General features: G+C 65.1%; 18 protein-coding genes. 10 read left to right on the top strand and 8 right to left on the bottom strand.

All coding sequences use genetic code 11. The annotated features are described in order from the left end of the window. Positions 1–194 precede the first annotated feature (194 nt). Together ubiG and RAD15_RS37255 are read right to left on the bottom strand one after the other, a co-directional pair. A complete protein-coding gene (gene ubiG, locus RAD15_RS37260) occupies positions 195–968 on the bottom strand; it encodes a bifunctional 2-polyprenyl-6-hydroxyphenol methylase/3-demethylubiquinol 3-O-methyltransferase UbiG (RefSeq protein ID WP_458183698.1) in 774 nt (257 codons plus the stop codon). A gap of 14 nt (positions 969–982) precedes the next feature. Next, entirely contained in the window at positions 983–1,450 is a 468-nt protein-coding gene (locus tag RAD15_RS37255) for a PH domain-containing protein (RefSeq protein ID WP_458183697.1), read from the bottom strand. A gap of 150 nt (positions 1,451–1,600) precedes the next feature. Here RAD15_RS37255 and RAD15_RS37250 point away from each other — a divergent pair, with 150 nt between their 5' ends. The 5 genes from RAD15_RS37250 to RAD15_RS37230 all read left to right on the top strand — a co-directional run bounded on the left by RAD15_RS37250 (position 1,601) and on the right by RAD15_RS37230 (position 8,769). Then, positions 1,601–2,857 (top strand): aspartate kinase, encoded by a 1,257-nt coding sequence (locus tag RAD15_RS37250; protein WP_458183696.1) that lies wholly within the window; start codon positions 1,601–1,603, stop codon positions 2,855–2,857. 371 nt (positions 2,858–3,228) lie between these two features. Continuing rightward, a complete protein-coding gene (gene ptsP / locus RAD15_RS37245) occupies positions 3,229–5,496 on the top strand; it encodes a phosphoenolpyruvate--protein phosphotransferase (protein ID WP_458183695.1) in 2,268 nt (755 codons plus the stop codon). A 57-nt stretch (positions 5,497–5,553) separates the two neighbouring features. After that, a complete protein-coding gene (prfA, locus tag RAD15_RS37240; protein ID WP_458183694.1) occupies positions 5,554–6,639 on the top strand; it encodes a peptide chain release factor 1 in 1,086 nt (361 codons plus the stop codon). Between the two features lie 3 nt (positions 6,640–6,642). Further along, a complete protein-coding gene (prmC, locus tag RAD15_RS37235) occupies positions 6,643–7,524 on the top strand; it encodes a peptide chain release factor N(5)-glutamine methyltransferase (RefSeq protein ID WP_458183693.1) in 882 nt (293 codons plus the stop codon). Positions 7,525–7,986: 462 nt separating this feature from the next. Continuing rightward, positions 7,987–8,769, top strand: coding sequence for a DUF4167 domain-containing protein (locus RAD15_RS37230; protein WP_458183692.1), 783 nt, complete (start codon positions 7,987–7,989; stop codon positions 8,767–8,769). Between the two features lie 125 nt (positions 8,770–8,894). On the opposite strand, the gene RAD15_RS37225 is transcribed toward RAD15_RS37230, so the two are convergent. After that, complete coding sequence (locus RAD15_RS37225) at positions 8,895–9,641, bottom strand: class I SAM-dependent methyltransferase (protein ID WP_458183691.1); 747 nt, start codon at positions 9,639–9,641, stop codon at positions 8,895–8,897. 108 nt (positions 9,642–9,749) lie between these two features. On the opposite strand from RAD15_RS37225, the gene gloB reads away from it, so the two are divergent. Then, positions 9,750–10,517, top strand: coding sequence for a hydroxyacylglutathione hydrolase (gene gloB, locus RAD15_RS37220; protein WP_458183690.1), 768 nt, complete (start codon positions 9,750–9,752; stop codon positions 10,515–10,517). A gap of 9 nt (positions 10,518–10,526) precedes the next feature. Continuing rightward, positions 10,527–10,949, top strand: a complete 423-nt coding sequence (locus tag RAD15_RS37215) for a cupin domain-containing protein (protein WP_458183689.1) — start codon at positions 10,527–10,529, stop codon at positions 10,947–10,949. Between the two features lie 5 nt (positions 10,950–10,954). Here RAD15_RS37215 and yddG read toward each other — a convergent pair whose 3' ends face one another. The 3 genes from yddG to RAD15_RS37200 all read right to left on the bottom strand — a co-directional run bounded on the left by yddG (position 10,955) and on the right by RAD15_RS37200 (position 14,105). Then, complete coding sequence (gene yddG / locus RAD15_RS37210; RefSeq protein ID WP_458183688.1) at positions 10,955–11,824, bottom strand: aromatic amino acid exporter YddG; 870 nt, start codon at positions 11,822–11,824, stop codon at positions 10,955–10,957. Positions 11,825–11,939: 115 nt separating this feature from the next. Continuing rightward, a complete protein-coding gene (gene phbB / locus RAD15_RS37205; RefSeq protein WP_458183687.1) occupies positions 11,940–12,665 on the bottom strand; it encodes an acetoacetyl-CoA reductase in 726 nt (241 codons plus the stop codon). A 261-nt stretch (positions 12,666–12,926) separates the two neighbouring features. Next, positions 12,927–14,105 (bottom strand): acetyl-CoA C-acetyltransferase, encoded by a 1,179-nt coding sequence (locus RAD15_RS37200; protein WP_458183686.1) that lies wholly within the window; start codon positions 14,103–14,105, stop codon positions 12,927–12,929. Positions 14,106–14,419: 314 nt separating this feature from the next. On the opposite strand from RAD15_RS37200, the gene phaR reads away from it, so the two are divergent. Both phaR and RAD15_RS37190 read left to right on the top strand, forming a co-directional pair. Then, a complete protein-coding gene (gene phaR, locus RAD15_RS37195) occupies positions 14,420–15,016 on the top strand; it encodes a polyhydroxyalkanoate synthesis repressor PhaR (RefSeq protein ID WP_458183685.1) in 597 nt (198 codons plus the stop codon). Positions 15,017–15,126: 110 nt separating this feature from the next. Beyond that, positions 15,127–15,744, top strand: a complete 618-nt coding sequence (locus RAD15_RS37190) for a class I SAM-dependent methyltransferase (RefSeq protein ID WP_458183684.1) — start codon at positions 15,127–15,129, stop codon at positions 15,742–15,744. A 165-nt stretch (positions 15,745–15,909) separates the two neighbouring features. Here RAD15_RS37190 and RAD15_RS37185 read toward each other — a convergent pair whose 3' ends face one another. Continuing rightward, the gene (locus RAD15_RS37185; RefSeq protein WP_458183683.1) at positions 15,910–16,797 is read right to left on the bottom strand and encodes a branched-chain amino acid aminotransferase; all 888 of its coding nucleotides are present in this window, start codon (positions 16,795–16,797) and stop codon (positions 15,910–15,912) included. Positions 16,798–16,931: 134 nt separating this feature from the next. Between RAD15_RS37185 and RAD15_RS37180 the strand changes: the two genes are divergently transcribed. Next, positions 16,932–17,867 carry an alpha/beta hydrolase gene (locus RAD15_RS37180; protein ID WP_458183682.1) on the top strand — a complete coding sequence of 312 codons (936 nt, stop codon included), beginning with the start codon at positions 16,932–16,934 and terminating at the stop codon, positions 17,865–17,867. Between the two features lie 9 nt (positions 17,868–17,876). Here RAD15_RS37180 and RAD15_RS37175 read toward each other — a convergent pair whose 3' ends face one another. Beyond that, positions 17,877–18,125: a hypothetical protein gene (locus RAD15_RS37175; RefSeq protein ID WP_458183681.1), complete on the bottom strand. Its 249-nt coding sequence runs from the start codon at positions 18,123–18,125 to the stop codon at positions 17,877–17,879. Positions 18,126–18,285 lie beyond the last annotated feature (160 nt).

Genomic DNA, 18,285 nt, shown 5'->3' with positions numbered 1-18,285 from the left:
GCTTCTGCCAGCTCAAACACTTCCGACGCTTGGCAACCCGCTATGACAGGCGAACCGCCAACTTTACCGGCTTCATCCATCTCGCAGCCGCAATGATCTGGATGCAATGAATGTCGATCGGTCCTAGCGTGCAATTGCGCGCGGGGCCGGGACGACACCGTTTCTGTGTTCGCAGCGACCCCCTACTCACCCCCTCACACCATCCCTTCCGCCACCACCATGTAGTTCACGTCCATGTCCGACGAGAGGGTCCATTTGTCGGCGAAGGGCGAGTAGACGACGCCGGTCTGCTCGGTGATCACGAGGCGGTTGTCGAGCAGGTATTTGGTCAGCTCGTCGGGGGTGACGAACTTGTTCCACTCGTGGGTGCCGCGCGGCAGCCAGCGCAGGACGTATTCGGCGCCGACGATGGCGAGCGCAAAGCTCTTCCAGTTTCGGTTCAGCGTCGAGACCACCATCAGCCCGTTCGGCTTCAGCATCGAGGCGCAACGCTTCAGGAACATGCCGACGTCGACGACGTGCTCGACCACCTCCATCGCCAGCACGATGTCGAAGCGTTCGCGCGGGTCGATCTCCTCCACCGTGGTGCAGCGATAGTCGATCGCAAGATGGCCCTTGTCGGCATGCAGCTTCGCGGCTGCGATGTTGCTCGCCGACGGATCGACGCCGATGACCTGCGCCCCCAGCCGCGACAGCGGCTCGCAGAGCAGGCCGGCGCCGCAGCCGATGTCGAGCACGCGCAGGCCGCCGAGGGAATTGAGGCTGCGCACGTTGCGCTCGAACTTGCGGCAGGCGGCATCGCGGATGTAGCCGAGCCGCAGCGGGTTGATCCGGTGTAGCGGCGCCATCTTGCCGTTGGGGTCCCACCACTCGGCCGAAAGCTTCGAGAACTTTGCGATCTCGGCGGCGTCGACGGTCGAACCCGGCTGGGCGGTCGCGGAGAGGGAAGTATTTTGCTGCATGCTCATGGTTGCGCGCGGTCCTACCGCGTGGTGATCGAACTACGGAAGGCGAGCGGCGAGGAGATGGTCCTGATCGTCTCGATCCCCTCGCCGACGCCACGAATCGTCACGTCGCCGTAGTTGAAAATTCGTCCAAGAATGGTCTGATCGACGTCGACGCTCTCGACCTTGTCCAGCGCCATCTCGAAGGTGCGGCGCTTGATGAACCCGGTCTTGTGCACGACCCTGAGATTGGTGACGTCGGTCTCGGTGGTGAAGCGGTGGAACCAGCCCTTGACGGTCCAGTACAGGGCCGCCAGCGCCACCACGCCCGCGGAAAGAAGACAGAGAATCACGAGCCCGTCGGCCGAAGTCTGCCGCGACAGGACCAGCAGGACCAGGGCCACGATCCAGGCCAGAATGGCCGGAAAATAGAAGATCCAGTGCGCATTGGTCGAATACAGCACCCGCTCGCCCGGCTGCAGGATCTCGTCGATATAGCGCGCCATAACCTCGATTAACCCATTGCCCGGATTGGGCCTGCAGGAACCCGCTTGCCCCCGGCCCCGCCCCTCTGTATACGCGCGGTCGGTATCCGCGAGGCATCCGTCCAGCGCGGGTCACCATACTGATCCTTATGAAGGAATGCACGCGTCGTCATGAGCCGCCTCGTGATGAAATTCGGCGGCACGTCCGTCGCCAACATCGAACGTATCCGCAACGTCGCACGCCATGTGAAGCGTGAGGTCGACGCCGGCCATGAAGTGGCTGTGGTCGTCTCGGCGATGTCGGGCAAGACCAACGAGCTGGTGGCCTGGTGCACCGAGGCCTCGCCGATGCACGACGCGCGCGAATATGACGCCGTGGTCGCCTCCGGCGAACAGGTGACGTCCGGCCTGCTTGCCATCGTGCTCCAGGGCATGGGCATCCAGGCCCGCTCCTGGCAGGGCTGGCAGATTCCGATCAAGACGAGCGACGCCCATGCCTCGGCCCGGATCGAGGACATCGACGGCAGCGAGATCATCAAGCGCTTCCAGGAGCGCAAGGAGGTCGCGGTCATCGCCGGCTTCCAGGGCATCAATCCCGAGACCAATCGCATCACCACGCTCGGCCGCGGCGGCTCAGACACCTCGGCCGTGGCCGTCGCCGCCGCCGTCAAGGCCGACCGCTGCGACATCTACACCGACGTCGACGGCGTCTACACAACCGATCCGCGAATCGTGCCGAAGGCCAAGAGGCTCGACAAGATCGCATTCGAGGACATGCTGGAACTGGCCTCCCAGGGCGCAAAAGTGCTCCAGGTCCGCTCGGTGGAACTCGGCATGGTCCACAACATGCCGATCTTCGTCCGCTCGAGCTTCGACAAGCCCGAGGATATCGACCCGCATGCCAACCAGCCGCCCGGCACGCTGATCTGCGGCGAGGAGGAGATCATGGAAAACCACGTCGTCACCGGCATCGCCTTTTCGAAGGACGAGGCCCAGATCTCGGTGCGCCAGATCGAGGACAAGCCGGGCGTTGCGGCCTCGATCTTCGGCCCGCTGGCCGAAGCCAACATCAACGTCGACATGATCGTCCAGAACGTCTCCGAGGACGGCAAGACCACCGACCTCACCTTCACGGTGCCGGCCGCCGACTACACCCGCGCCAAGGACACGATTACCGCCGCCAAGGCCAAGATCGGCTATCTCAGGCTCGATACCGCCACCGACGTCGCCAAGATCTCGGTGATCGGCAGCGGCATGCGCAGCCATGCCGGCGTCGCCGCCCAGGCGTTCTCGGCGCTCGCCGGACGGAATATCAACATCCGGGCCATTACAACCTCCGAGATCAAATTCTCGGTTTTGATCGACACGGCTTACACCGAGCTTGCGGTGCGCACCCTGCACACGCTCTACGGCCTCGATCAGGCCTGAAGCGCGACCGTCGTCGCGCTTCAGGTTCTTGTTTGAGCATGGTCTTTCTGGAAAACCGCTTCGCACTTTCCGGACCATGCCTGGGCTAATTTTCTCTTAGCGGTCGCAGCAAACGCGAAGGTGTCCACACTTTCGCGTTTGGCAGGCGTTTTGCTTGGCAAAACAAGCCCCAATTCGCTATACGGCGAACAGGGTGGGCTGCCGGAAACTGTGCCCCAGTTCAGGCGGTGCTGATTCGGTACAGGTGCCAAATCTAGGTAGGATTTGAGCCTGGGCCGGCGCCGGACGAGCAAACTTGTTGTTTTTCTGGATTTCTGGGCGAGCCGCCGCGGGCCCTTTCGGCCCCGGCAGACGGAGGAGATTGACGGTTCATGCGGAGCGCGTCGGGAGGTCCCCGCGTCTTGTTGAGACGGCTCCGCGAAACCATGGCGGAGCAGGTCTCGGCCCAGGAGCGGCTGGACAAGATCGTGGTGCTGATCGCCGCCAACATGGTGGCCGAGGTGTGCTCTGTCTATGTGCTGCGCATCGACAACACGCTCGAGCTCTACGCGACCGAAGGCCTCAACCGCGAGGCTGTGCACCATACCGTGCTGAGCGCCCATGAGGGCCTGGTCGGTCTCGTCGCCAGCGAGGCGACCCCGCTCAATCTGAGCGATGCGCAGAGCCACCCGGCCTTCTCGTTCCGCCCGGAGACCGGCGAAGAAATCTACCACTCCTTCCTCGGCGTGCCGATCCTGCGCGCCGGCAACACGCTCGGCGTGCTGGTGGTGCAGAACCGCGCCAAGCGCAACTATGTCGAGGAGGAGCTCGAGGCGCTGCAGACCACCGCGATGGTGCTGGCCGAGCTGATCGCCTCCGGCGAGCTGTCCGCGCTGGCTCAGCCGGGCCTGGAGCCGGCCGCACGCCATTCCGCGCAGAAGGTCGGCGCGATCCTGTCGGAAGGCATCGCGCTCGGCCACGTCGTGCTGCACGAGCCGCGCGTCGTCATCAAGGACTACATCGCCGAGGACCTGCCGAAGGAAATCAAGCGGCTCGACACCGCGCTCGCCAAGCTGCGCGCCGATCTCGACCGCATGCTGGAGCGCGGCGACGTCGCCGAGGGCGGCGAGCATCGCGAGGTGCTGGAAGCCTACCGCATGTTCGCCAACGACCAGGGCTGGTCGCACAAGCTGCATGAGGCGGTCGCCACCGGCCTGACCGCGGAAGCCGCCGTCGAGCGCGTGCAGTCCGACACCCGCGCGCGCATGCTGCGCTCGACCGATCCCTATTTGCGCGACCGGCTGCATGACCTCGAGGATCTCGGTTACCGCCTGATGCGGCAGCTGGTCGGCCAGGACCACGCGCCGTCACGCGAGCAATTGCCCGACAACGCCATCGTGATCGCGCGCGCGATGGGCCCGGCGGCGCTGCTCGACTACGACCGCAAGCGCCTGCGCGGCATCGTGCTGGAGGAAGGCACCGCCAACTCCCACGTCTCGATCGTGGCGCGCGCGCTCGGAATCCCCGCGGTCGGCGAGGTGCCGAACGCGCCGGGCATCGCCGATCCCGGCGACGCCATCATCGTCGACGGCACCTCGGGCTCGATCTATGTGCGGCCCTCGCAGGAAATCGAGGCGGCCTTCGCCGAGCGCGTGCGCTTCCGCGCCCGCCGTCAGGCGCAGTACCTGGCGCTGCGCGACCTGCCCTGCGTCACCAGGGACGGCCAGAAGGTCGAGCTGATGATCAACGCAGGCCTCGCCATCGACCTGCCGCATATCGAGGACACCGGCAGCGCCGGCATCGGCCTGTTCCGCACCGAGCTGCAGTTCATGGTGGGCCAGAGCCTGCCGCGCACCAGCGACCAGCTCGCGCTCTACCGCACGGTACTGGATGCCGCGGGCCCCAAGCCCGTCACCTTCCGCACCCTCGACATCGGCGGCGACAAGGCGCTGCCCTACATGGAAGCGGTGATCGAGGAGAACCCCGCGCTCGGCTGGCGCGCGATCCGGCTCGGGCTCGATCGTCCCGGCCTGTTGCGCGGCCAGATCCGCGCGCTGCTGCGCGCCGGCGGCGGCCGCGCGCTGCGCATCATGTTCCCGATGATCTCGGAGGTCGCCGAATTCGATTCGGCCAAGGCGCTTGTCGAGCGCGAGCTCACTTACCTGCGCCAGCACGGTCACACGCTGCCTGAAAGAATCGATATCGGCACCATGGTCGAGGTGCCCGCCCTGCTCTATCAGCTCGACGAGCTCCTGAAGAAGGTCGACTTCATCTCGGTCGGCTCCAACGATCTATTCCAGTTCCTGTTCGCGGTCGACCGCGGCAACGCCAAGGTCTCCGAGCGCTTCGACACCATGTCGGCGCCGATCCTGCGCGCGCTGCGCGAGATCGCACGGAAGTCCAACGCGGCGAAGAAGTCGCTGTCGCTCTGCGGCGAGATGGCGTCGAAGCCGATCGGCGCGCTCGCCCTGATCGCGCTGGGCTATCGCTCGCTGTCGCTCTCGGCGACCGCGCTCGGCCCGGTCAAGGCGATGGTGATCGATCTCGATGCCAAGAAGGCCGAAGCGGTGCTCGGACCGCTCCTCGACGCGCCCGCGGGCAGCGTCTCGATCCGGCAGAAGCTGACGGAATTTGCCGAGGCCGAAGGCCTGGCGTTGTAGCGGGCCTGTCGCCCCTTTCCGCCGCCTCGCCCTTATCCGCATTTTGAGACTGAACCGATGTCGTCACTCCCCGAAGCCAAACTGGACGTCCTGCTCGCGCATCACGCTTCGCTCGAAGCCGAATCGCTGGGACAGCTCGCCTCCGAACGCTATGTGCAGATTACGCGCGAGCTCGCCGAGATCACCCCGCTGATCGAGGCGGTGAAGGCTTATCGCTCTGCCGTGAAAGAGCTTGCCGACACCGAGGCCCTGATCGCCGATCCCGCCACCGATGCCGAGATGCGCGGCATGGCGGAAGCCGAACGCGATGAGCTCAACCCCAGGATCGAGGAGCTGATCCAGCAGATCCGCGTCGCGCTGCTGCCCAAGGACGCCATGGACGACCGCAACGTGGTGCTGGAAATCCGCGCCGGCACCGGCGGCGACGAGGCCTCGCTGTTCGCCGGCGATTTGTTCCGGATGTATGAGCGCTTCGCGAGCTTGCAGGGCTGGAAGGTCGAGGTGATCTCGGCGAGTGAAGGCACGGTCGGCGGCTACAAGGAAATCATCGCGGAGGTGCAGGGCCGCGGCGCGTTCTCGAAACTGAAATTCGAATCCGGCGTGCACCGCGTGCAGCGCGTCCCCGACACCGAGACGCAAGGCCGCATCCACACCTCCGCCGCGACGGTGGCCGTGCTGCCTGAGGTCGAGGATGTCGACGTCGACATCAAGAACGACGATCTGCGCATCGAGACGATGCGCGCGCAAGGCGCGGGCGGCCAGCACGTCAACAAGACGGAATCGGCGATCCGCATCACCCACATCCCGACCGGCATCGTGGTGATGATGCAGGACAGCCGCTCGCAGCACAAGAATCGCGCCTCCGCCATGAACATCCTGCGCTCGCGCATCTACGACGCCGAGCGCCAGCGCGTCGACGCCGCGCGTTCGGCCGAGCGCAAGGAGAAGGTCGGCTCCGGCGACCGCAGCGAGCGCATCCGCACCTACAACTTCCCGCAGGGACGCGTCACCGACCATCGCATCAACCTGACGCTCTACAAGCTGCCGCAAGTGATCGCAGGCGAAGCGCTCGGCGAGCTGACCGACGCGCTGACCACCGAGCACCAGGCCGCGCAACTCGCCGCGCAAGGCGCGGCGGCCTGACGCGTGAGCGATCCCTTCACCGGACAATCCATCGAGAGCGCGCGACGCAAGCTGGCTGCGCAACTGCGGTCGGCACAGCTCGACGAAGCCGAGCTCGATGCCCGCATCCTGGTCGGCGCGGCGCTCGGCCTCGATCTCACCGGCCTGATCGCGCAGGCTGCGCGGCCGCTCACTGAAGCCGAGGCGTCGCGGCTCGCGCAGCATGCACAGCGCCGCATCGCCGGCGAGCCGGTGGCGCGCATTCTCGGGATGCGCGAATTCTGGGGACTGCCATTCCGCTTGTCGGAAGCAACTCTGGTCCCGCGTCCCGATACCGAGACGGTGGTCGAGCTCGCGCTCGAAATCCTTCGCGAGCGGAAAACGTCTCGCCCGCTGCGCATCGCCGACATCGGCACCGGATCCGGTGCGATCCTGCTCGCGCTGCTGCACGAAAATCCCGAAGCCTTCGGCGTCGGCACCGATCTCAGCCTCTCCGCGCTCGAGACCGCGCGGGGCAATGCCGTCTCGCTCGGTCTCGCCGACCGCGCCGGCTTCGTCGCCTGCTCCTATGCGTCGGCGCTCCGCGGGCCCTTCGACCTCATCGTGTCAAATCCGCCCTATATTCCCTCGGCCGAAATTCCGAGATTGAGCATCGAGGTGCGCGAGCACGATCCGCATCTGGCGCTCGATGGCGGCAATGACGGATACGACGCCTACCGCGCCCTGATACCGCAGGCGGCCGAGCGTCTCGCCCCCGGCGGAGCGCTGATCGTCGAGGCCGGACAGGGCCAGGCGCGAAATATTGAAACCTTGATGGCGGCCACGGCGTTAACGGTGGAGAGGTCACCCAAGGCCGATCTGGCGGGCATTCCAAGGGCTGTGTCGGCCCGAAAAATGCCCCCATAAAAGCCGGATTGGGCTGCAAAAAACCTCTTGGAATATCCCGTGGGAACGACTACGTTCCGGTCAACACATCGGTGCCGGCCCCGTAGACCTACGGGCGAAAGCCGGGCTCTCGGGCGAGAGCTTTACTGATAAAGGTTCCAAGCCGCAGGTCCTGTTGAGCGCGAAGGCCATTGGAGCTGCGCTGCTCTCCGACCGCAAAGTGAACGAAAGCCTGATATTGCGCTTGAAGACTTACGCAACAAAGCTGGGCTTGTTTCGGCAGGCGATATGAATGGGTTCGCTGGCGATGGATGCTGGCGGGTGGGGAACGCGTCTTTGTTGAGCGCGATGGTCGACGAACATCGGCAGGGTTCAAGCCGCTCTTGCGCGCGGTGCGCGTGAGCGTTGTGAACCGCTGTCACCAGGTCACTCCTAGCAATCAGTAATGCGTGCAACCTTTAGGGCTGGAATTAAAGGCAGGACATGAGAAACGGTCAGAACAAGCAGCGGATGCGCAACCGCAACAACAACAATAATAACAACAACAACAACCGGCGCGGCCAGAACCCGATGACCCGGGTCTACGAGTCCAACGGACCCGACATCAAGATCCGCGGCACCGCCTCGCACATCGCCGAAAAATATCTTCAGCTCGCGCGCGACGCGCGCTCCTCCGGCGACCCCGTTGCAGCCGAGAACTACTACCAGCACGCCGAGCATTATTTCCGCCTGATCGCGGCGGCCCAGGAGCAGTTCCGCCAGAGCCAGCAGCCGCGCGGTGACGAGCCCATCAGCAGCACCAGCGACGACGGCGAGGACGACGGCGAGAATTTCTCGAATTTCGGCCAGGAGCCGGGCTTCGTCCCGCAGCCGCAACAGCAGCAGCCCTTCACGCGCGACCGCGAGGGCCAGCGCGATCATCACCAGCGTGATCATCAGCCGCGCGACAACCAGCCCTATCAGCGCGATCAGCAGCAGCCGCGCGAGCACCGCGAGCGCGACCATCGTCCGCAGCCGCAATATCAGCCCCAGCCCCAGCCGCAGAATCAGCCGCAGCCCGTCGTCGCCGATGCCGGCAGCGTCGATCGCCTGCCCTCCTTCATCACCGGCCCGCAACCGCAGGTGAATGGCGGCCAGGCCGGCTTCGAAGGCGGTGGCGGCGGTGGCGAGCGCTATCCGCGCCGGCGTCGTCGGCCGCACGGCCCGCGCCCCGAGCGCGAAGCTGCCCCGGCCGCATCGAGCGACGAAGTGGCCCCGGGCGAGTAAGCCTCTTCTGATTTTCCGACCTAAATCGTCCCGGCCTCGCCGGGACGATTTTTTTGACGATGGGCATTGGTTGAAGCGGCAAGAACCGCAGGCACGGATCACCTTTCCCGCAGGGACAGGCGAAGCTAACTGCGCGTCACCGTCGTCGAGGACGGCACCAGCACCGGCTTGGCGAGCGAGGGAATCAACCGCGCGCGTTCGCGCTTGGCGGGAATCGCGCGGTAGACCTGCTTGGTCGCCTCGACGATGTGCACGCCCGCAAACGGCAGCGACAGCGCCGCACCGGCGCGCTCCCACATCTGCGCGGATTTCAGCACCCAGCGGCCGGCATAGGGCGGCATGAACAACGCCTCGCCCCAGGCGGTCGGCGTGAACCAGGTCTGGCGCAACAGATCGGTGATCTGCGAGCGCGAATAGGGCCGGCCGTGACCGAACGGCGTGCTGTCGGTGCGGGTCCACACGCCGCGCCGGTTCGGGATCACCGCAATGACGCGGCCGGAGGCCGACAATACCCGCCACGCCTCGCGCAGCAGCGCGGCCGGATCATCCGACATCTCCAGCGCATGGACCATGAGGATGCGGTCGACGGCGGCGTCAGGAAGCGGCAGCGAGAATTCGTCGACCAGCGAGGCCAGCGCCGGCCGTCCCGTCGGCCATTTCAGGACGCCCTGGGCCGACGGCATGAAGGCGATGCAGCGCTCGGCATCCTCGCGGAACAACCCCAGATAGGGCGTGGGATAGCCGATGCCGAGCACGCGCTGGCCCTGCGCGCCCGGCCAGCGCTCCCTGATGCCGCGATTGATCATTTGCCGCGCCACGATCCCGAGGCGGCGGGAATAGAACTCGCGGAGGTCGACGACGTCGATGGTCATGACCGCAATGTAACATGCGCGAGGGCGCGCCTGCGCGCGGAATATTGCATTGCCTGCGCAACGTTAACGCCATATTTGTCTGGCGGGGCTGAGCCCGATGGAGATGTCATGGCTGCCGAAATTCGTACTTTCAGCTGTTTAAACGACAATTTCGGTTATCTCATCCACGATGTGGAAACCAAGGCGACGGCGTCGATCGACGCGCCGGAGGCCGGCCCCATCCTGAAGGCGCTGGAGCGCGAGGGCTGGCAGCTCACCGACATCCTGATCACCCATCACCATGGCGATCATGTCGGCGGGGTCGCCGAACTCAAGCAGAAATACAATTGCCGCGTCGTCGCGCCGCATGACAAGACGACGAAGATTGCGGACGTCGACCTGCGCGTCGCCAATGCCGACGTGGTCAAGATCGGCAATTTGCTGGCTCGCGTGGTGGAGACGCCCGGCCACACGCTCGACCACGTCTCCTACGTGTTCGACACCGAGAAGACGGTGTTTGCCGCCGACACGCTGTTCTCGATCGGCTGCGGCCGCGTGTTCGAGGGCACCTATCCGATGATGTGGGATTCGCTTCTGAAGCTGCGCGCGCTGCCCGACGACTTCAGGCTCTATTGCGGCCACGAATACACCGCGTCCAACGTCAAGTTCGCGCTCACCGTCGACCCCGACAATGCGGCGCTCCAGGCGCGCGCGGCGGAAGTGGCGAAGCTGCGGGCCGAGAACAAGCCGACCATCCCCACACTGCTCGGTGACGAGAAGCGGGCCAACGTGTTCCTGCGCGCCGACGAACCGTCGGTTGCAGCCAGGCTGCACATGAAGGGCGCGGATGCCGCCGCGGTGTTCGGCGAGCTCCGCGAGCGCAAGAACAAGTCCTGACGGGGATCGATGCCGACCGCAGCCGAGATCATCACGCGCCTCGAACTTCGGCCCCATCCCGAGGGCGGGCATTATCGCGAAACGTTTCGCGACCAGACCACGGACGCCAACGGGCGTTCGCGCTCCACCTCCATCTATTTCCTGCTTGCGCGCGGCGAGCGCTCGCACTGGCATCGCGTCGATGCGGTCGAGACCTGGCACTACTACGCCGGCAGCCCGTTGACGCTGCGTATCGCGCATGAGGGCTGCACCCAGCACGTGGTACGCCTCGGCACCGATCTTGCGAACGGCGACCGGCCGCAGGCCATCGTGCCGGCGCACGCCTGGCAGTCCGCGGAGACGACGGGCGAGTGGACGCTGGTCGGCTGCACTGTTGCGCCCGCGTTCGAGTTCGCAGGCTTCGAGCTCGCGCCGCAGGGCTGGGAGCCGTAACCCCCTCATCTCTTGCGCAACACCATGTCCTTCGCCGCGATCAGGCCGCCGCCGGCGATCAGGATCGCGGCGATCGCGATGTTGGCGCTGGCTTTGGCAAAACCGGCAGCGATGAGGAAGCCGGTCGAGAGCAGCGGCGTCGCGTAGGAGGCAGCGCCCAGCACGCGGATGTCGCCGCGCTTCATGCCGATGTCCCACGCGTAGAAGGCGGCACCGACGGGGCCGATGCCGAGCGCGGCGACGGAGAGCCATTGCAGCGTGGTCTCCGGCCACACAGTGGTCTCCAGCACACCATGCATCAGCGCAGCGAGCACCGATGTGGCGAGGCAGAAGCCGGCGACTGCATCGGTCGGCACCGCCTTGAGCCGGCGCGACAGCACCGAATAGGCTGCCCACACGAAGGCGGCGATGAAGGCCGCCACCAATCCCGGCACCTGGCCCGGCGAGAAGCCGGAAGTGTTGCCGGCGAACAGCAGCACGGTGCCGACAAGGCCGAGCACCGCACCGACGATGTGATGCAGGGCAAGCCGCTCACCCGGCAGGAACGACGAGAACAGCACGATCAGCAGCGGCCACATGTAATTCAGCAGGCCGGCTTCAGCCGGCGGCGCGAAGCGCAGCGCGAGGAAATACAGCGCGTGATAGCCGAACAGGCCGCCGACGCCGACGACCCAGACGACGAGCGGCTGGCGCAGGCTTTTCGCCGCCTCGCCGCGGCCGATCCAGGTGAGGAGGCCGACGAGACCGCCGATCGCGAAGGTCATTGCGGCGAGCTGGAACGCCGGGATCTTTCCAGTCGCCACCGTCATCACGGAGAGCAGCGACCACATCAGGATCGCGGTCAATCCGATCAGCGTGGCTGTGCGCGGGGTCATCAATGCAAGGCTCTGAGGACGATGATGCCCGGCACGAGGCCGGGCATCTTCGTCTTCACTATCGCCTTGTCGCGCCCGAAGCTACTGGCTTTTGAGCCAGAGGCTTGGCGCCATATCAGGCCTGATATTGGCCGCCATTGATGGACAGCGTCGATCCCGTGATGAAGCCGCCCTCGTCGGCCGCGAGGAACACGACCGCGCGGGCAATCTCTTCCGGCTCGCCGAGCCGGTTGACCGGAATCTGCGGGATCACGTTCTTTTCCAGCACGTCCTTCGGCACCGCCTGCACCATTTCGGTGTTGATGTAGCCGGGGCAGATCGCGTTGACCGTGATGCCGCCCTTGGCATTCTCGAGCGCGAGCGCCTTGGTGAAGCCGATGTCGCCGGCCTTCGCCGCGGAATAGTTGACCTGACCGAACTGACCCTTCTGGCCGTTGATCGACGAGATCGAGATGACGCGGCCGAACTTGCGCGCGCGCATGCCTTCGATCACCTGGCGCGTCATGTTGAACAGCGAGCCGAGATTGGTGTTGATGACGGCGTTCCACTGCTCGAGCGTCATCTTGTGAAAGGCGGTGTCGCGGGTGATGCCGGCATTGTTGACCAGCACGTCGACCGGGCCGAGATCGGCCTCGACCTTCTTCACGCCTTCGGCGCATGCCTCGAAATTACTGACGTCCCATTTGTAGACGGCGATGCCGGTCTCTGCCTTGAACTTCTCCGCCGCCGCGTCGTTGCCGGCGTAGCTCGCCGCAACCTTGTAGCCGGCAGCCTTCAGCGCCTTGCTGATCGCCGCGCCGATGCCCCGCGTACCACCCGTGACCAATGCAACACGTGCCATGTCGTATTCCTTCCCTTGGACTCTTCCTTGGACTCTTCGGACGTTTTTGAGTGATCGTTTTTTTAGCTACGGATTATGCGGGACGTTTGACGGACATCAAGAACAAAACGCCCGGCGTGAGCCGGGCGTTTCTCTTTAGTCGAGGCTTGCACGGTTGCGAAGAATATTTGATTTGCAACCGCTGCCTTTTTAGTCGCGTGCAACGCACTCAGTCGCGTGTGCAGCGCACGCGCAGATTATAAGTCAGATACGCGTAGGCTTTCAGTCGCGCGCCAGACACATCGCGATACCCATGCCACCGCCGATGCACAGCGTGGCCAGGCCCTTCTTCGAATCGCGCTTCTGCATCTCGTGCAGCAGCGTCACCAGCACGCGTGCGCCGGAGGCACCGACCGGATGACCGATCGCGATCGCGCCGCCGTTGACGTTGACCTTGGAGGTATCCCAGCCGAGGTCCTTGTTGACGGCGCAGGCCTGCGCCGCGAAGGCCTCGTTGGCCTCGATCAGGTCGAGATCGCCGACATTCCAGCCGGCCTTCTTCAGCGCGAGGCGTGAGGCCGGGATCGGGCCCGAACCCATGATCTTCGGATCGACGCCGGCCTGCGCCCAGGACACGATCCGCGCGAGCGGCTTCTTGCCTTCCTTGGCCGCCTGCTTGGCAGTCATCAGCACGACAGCGGCAGCGCCGTCATTGATGCCGGACGCCGACCCCGCAGTGACCGTGCCCTCCTTCTCGAAGGCGGGCTTGAGCTTCGCCATCCCGTCGAGCGTGGCGCCATGACGCGGATATTCGTCGGCGCTGACGACGATGTCGCCCTTGCGGGTCTTGATGGTGACGGGAACGATCTCGTCGTTGAATTTGCCGGCCTTCTGCGCGGCCTCGGCCTTCTGCTGCGAGGCGACCGCGAACTCGTCCTGCTGGGCGCGGGTGATCTGCCACTGCCGCGCGACGTTCTCGGCGGTGTTGCCCATGTGGTAGCCGTTGAAGGCATCCCACAGGCCGTCCTTGATCATGGTGTCGATGAACTCGACCGCGCCCATCTTGACGCCGCCGCGCAGATACTGGGCGTGCGGAGCCATGCTCATGGATTCCTGGCCGCCGGCGACCACGATCTCGGAATCGCCGTTGAGCAGCGCCTGATAGCCGAGCGCGACTGTGCGCAGGCCCGAGCCGCAGAGCTGGTTGACGCCCCAGGCCGGGCTCTCCACCGGAATACCGGCGGCGATCGAGGCTTGGCGGGCGGGGTTCTGGCCCTGAGCGGCGGTCAGGATCTGCCCCATGATGACTTCCGAGACCCGGCCGGGCTCGATGCCACCGCGCTCCAGCGCGGCCTTGATGGCGATGGCGCCGAGATCATGGGCGGGGAGGGTCGCGAACGCTCCGTTGAAGCTTCCGACCGGGGTGCGGGCGGCGCTGACGATGACGACATCGTCTGACATGGGCATCTCCTGAGGCTTGAGGTTCTTATGAAAGGGGCGGGCGGAGCTGGAAAAACGCTCGCCAGTCTCGTGGGCCATCCTGTTAACGTCGTTGAGGCATGTCAATCGGCCGACGACCGAATTCATGCCGCAGCGCATTCAAAATAGCGTTCTTGGCGCTTTCGCAAGCACGATTTTGCTCTGCGATTAACCGTGCCGCACAAAACGGTAGCGTGAGCCCTTTGAAAATGCTTATTTTGTTGCGTTGCGTACTCTTCCCGCCCTGCGGCATCGGCCGCCGGGTTCCCGTTCTCCGCGTTTGCAAGTGAGAGCCCATGGCGAAATCAGACCAACCCACGACCATCAAGAAATACGCGAACCGCCGGCTCTATAACACCGGAACGAGCACTTACGTGACGCTGGAAGACCTCGCCGCCATGGTCAAGGACGGCGAAGATTTCCTGGTCTACGACGCCAAGACCGGCGACGACATCACCCGCTCCGTGCTCGCCCAGATCATCTTCGAGCAGGAGAACAAGGCCGGCCAGAACCTGCTTCCGACCACCTTCCTGCGCCAGCTCATCCGCTTCTACGGCGACAGCATGCAGATGGTGGTGCCGAAATATCTGGAACAGTCGATCGCGACCCTGACCCAGGAGCAGGAGAAGTTCCGCAAGCAGATCGCCAACACGCTGTCCGGCACTCCCTTTGCTCCGCTGGAAGAACAAGTCCGTCGCAACATGGAGCTGTTCCAGCAGACCTTCTCGATGTTCAAGCCGTTTGCTCCCGGCGCGGGCCGCCCGGCGGCCGGCTCGGAGCCTGAGCCCGACGCGAACGCCGAGGCGCCGAAGGACAGCAACATCGACGATCTGCGCCAGCAGATGAAGGACATGCAGGAACGCCTCGAGCGCATGTCGAAGAAGGACGAGTAGGTCCTTTCGTTCGCGCTGGCGCGGCCGCACGTGGCGGGCGCGCGAATTGCCAGTTGATCCCGGTAGCGCCATTAACGCGCTGCCGTCCGCCGGCCAGGGCCGGAGCAGCCATGTCCGACCGCACCACGCACTGGGAGAACGTCTACGCCACCAAGGGCGAGACGGAGGTCAGCTGGTTTCAGGACAGCCCGGCGATCTCGCTCGACATGATCCGAGCGGCCAATCCGGATCATAACGCGGCCATCATCGATATCGGCAGCGGCGCTTCGCGGCTGGTCGATCGTCTATTGCAGGACGGATATCGTGATCTCGCCGTGCTGGACCTCTCCGCCAACGCGCTTGAGGTCGCGAAGAAGCGAATCGGCGCAGCCGCTTCAACTGTCGACTGGATCGTCGCCGATGCCACGGCATGGCAGCCGGCCAAGGCTTATGACGTCTGGCACGACCGCGCGGCGTTTCATTTCCTGACCGATCCCGATGACAGGGCCGCTTACGTCGAACGCCTGCGATCGGCGGTTAGCCCCGGCGGACAAGTCATCATCGCCACATTCGCACCCGACGGTCCGGAGAAATGCAGCGGCCTGCCGGTGCAGCGCCACGACAGCGTCAGCCTGGCAGCGGAGCTTGGGCCGGAGTTCGAGCTGGTCGAGACGCGGAGCGAGACGCATCATACGCCGTGGAATTCGACGCAGGCGTTTCAGTTCAGCCGGTTTCGGCGGGGCTCGTAATGGACGGCGTGCGCGCGCCACATCCTCGGTGTCGTCCTGGCGAAAGCCAGGACCCATACCGCGTGATCTATCCGTGTTGATCGGTGGCCGCACCGAACGGTCAGTCTTCGCCAAAGGTCTCCCTGGGGTAATGGGTCCTGGCTTTCGCCAGGACGACAAGGGAGCCTACGCCGCCAGCTTCACCGCATGCGCGAAGTCCCAATAGAGTTTTCGCGCTCTTGTGTAGAGCGGACCGGGCTTCAGCTCGCGGTCGTCGATGCGGATCACGGGCGCAACCTTGGCGAAATTGCCGGAGGAGAAAATCTCGTCGGCGGTGAGGAAATCGGCATAGCGCAGCGTCTTCTCGACCACGGTGACGCCGTCGCCGCGCAGCAGGCTGATGACGCGCTGGCGCGTGATGCCGTTGAGGAAGGTGCCGTTCGGCACCGGCGTGAAGGCCACGCCGTCCTTGGCCATGAACACGTTGGAATTGCCGAACTCGGCGACGTTGCCGAGCATGTCGAGCATCAGCGCGTTCTGGAAGCCGCGAGAAGCGGCCTCCGCCAATGCGCGCGAATTGTTCGGATAGAGGCAGGCGGCCTTCGCCTCGACCGGCGCGCATTCGGCAGTGGGCCTGCGGAACGGCGACAGCGTGATCGCGTTGCCGACGGGCTTTGGCAGCGGCGCCTCGTAGACGCACAGGCACCAATTGGTGCTTTCGGGGTCGAACAGCACGCCGCCGCCCAAGCCGCTCTGCGCCCAGTACATCGGACGGACGTAGAGTTCGGCGTTCGCCGCAAAGCGCGCAATGCCTTCGTTCGCAAGCGTGAGCCAGGTGCCGGTGTCGACCACCGGCTTCAGGCCAAAATTGATCGCGGATTGATTGGTGCGGGCAACGTGACGATCGAGATCGGGCGCGACGCCTTCGAACGCGCGAGCGCCGTCGAAGACCATGGAGCCGAGCCACCCCGCATGCGTGCGGGGACCCAAGATCGGCACGTTGCCATCGTGCCACTTGCCTTCGAAGAAGGTCCAGGTCGGCGAATATGCGATGGGCTTTTTGACCTCGGCCATGAGCGGCCTCCCCTGTTATCCGGGCACTATTGTCCCAATTTCTAAACGATTTACTGCGGGGAAGCACCAACCCTTTAGGGGAGGGTAAGACTGAGCAAACTGGCTATAATGCAAGGTACGTTACGGAGTAACCCATGCCGCTCGATCCGCTCGCAAAGCGATTATTGACCATGCTGGCCGTGGCCGGACCGCAGGCTTCGGGCCGCCCGAGCGTCGAGGCACGGCGGCAATCGCTCGCGAAGCTGATGCAGTTCGCGCGCACTGATGCGCCTGACGTGACGACCTCCGACGGCCTGTTGCCCGGCCCTGGCGGCGAACTGCCCTATCGCCTCTATGCACCGGCGAGCGCCGCTGAGCGCGCGCCGGGCTTCGTGTTCTTTCATGGCGGCGGGCTCGTCGCCGGCAGCATTGCCACGCACGACCGCATCGCCGCGGCGCTGGCGCATGCGAGCGGCTGCCGCCTCGTCTCGGTCGACTACCGCCTCGCGCCAGAGCATAAATTCCCGGCCGCCGTGGACGACGCGATCGCCGCGACCGAATGGGTCGCGCGCGAAGCACCATCGCTCGGCATCGACGCCGCGCGTCTGGTGATCGGCGGTGATTCGGCAGGTGCCACGCTGGCTGCGATCGTGTGCCAGGAGGCGGCGCAGAGCGCCGGCCTCTCCATCGTCGCGCAATGCCTGATCTGCCCCGTGCTGGATTTCGAGGAGACCTCGCCTTCGCGCGAGGCCTTTGCCGAAGGCCATTTGATCGATCGCGTGACGATCGAAGCGGATCTTTCGGACTATCTGCCCGAGGGCCTGGAGACTGCCGATCCCCGCATCTCGCCGCTGCGCGCGACGCGGCTTGCGGGCCTGCCGACCGCCATCATCCATACCGCCGAATTCGACCCGATGCGCGACGAAGGCAATGCCTATGCGCGCAAGCTGCTCGCCGCCGGCGTCACGGTCGAGCATGTCTGCCACGACGGCATGGTTCACAACTTCCACGCCATGGGCGCGATCCTGCCGCAGGCGCAGCTCGTATTGTCGCAGATCGGCGAGCAGGTCAGGCGGGCGGTAGCGAAATAAAGGCGCGAATCACACACGCGCGCCGATGACCGCACGCGCCGCCACAACATATTCGGTCCAATGCGCCTCCGCATAGCGCTCGGCCTGCCGTGCGCAGGTGACATCGGGCGCATGCGCGGCGGCAATCGTGCGCGCGAAGCGCTCTTCGGCGACCGTCACGTCGCCAGGCTCGGATGACGGCACGGCGGCGGCAACGGCGGTCGGAGCGACGGCGAGCCCAGCCAGACCGGTGAGCAGGATTCGGCGTGACATGTTCATGGGCAGTCGGTCCTTCCATTGTCCGGCCTGCACTCTGGCCGGCGAGTGTGTCAGTGCGATCACGGCAGACTAACCGCGCGCACCCGTGCAGTCCATCACTTGCGGATAGCGCTTGACCGCACGAGTAATCACGTTCCATCTAACGACGATCCCGTCATCA

This window comes from Bradyrhizobium sp. 14AA (genome assembly GCF_054185205.1).
Note: the sequence above shows the minus strand (reverse complement) of the source record. Positions and strands in the feature narration are given on the sequence as shown.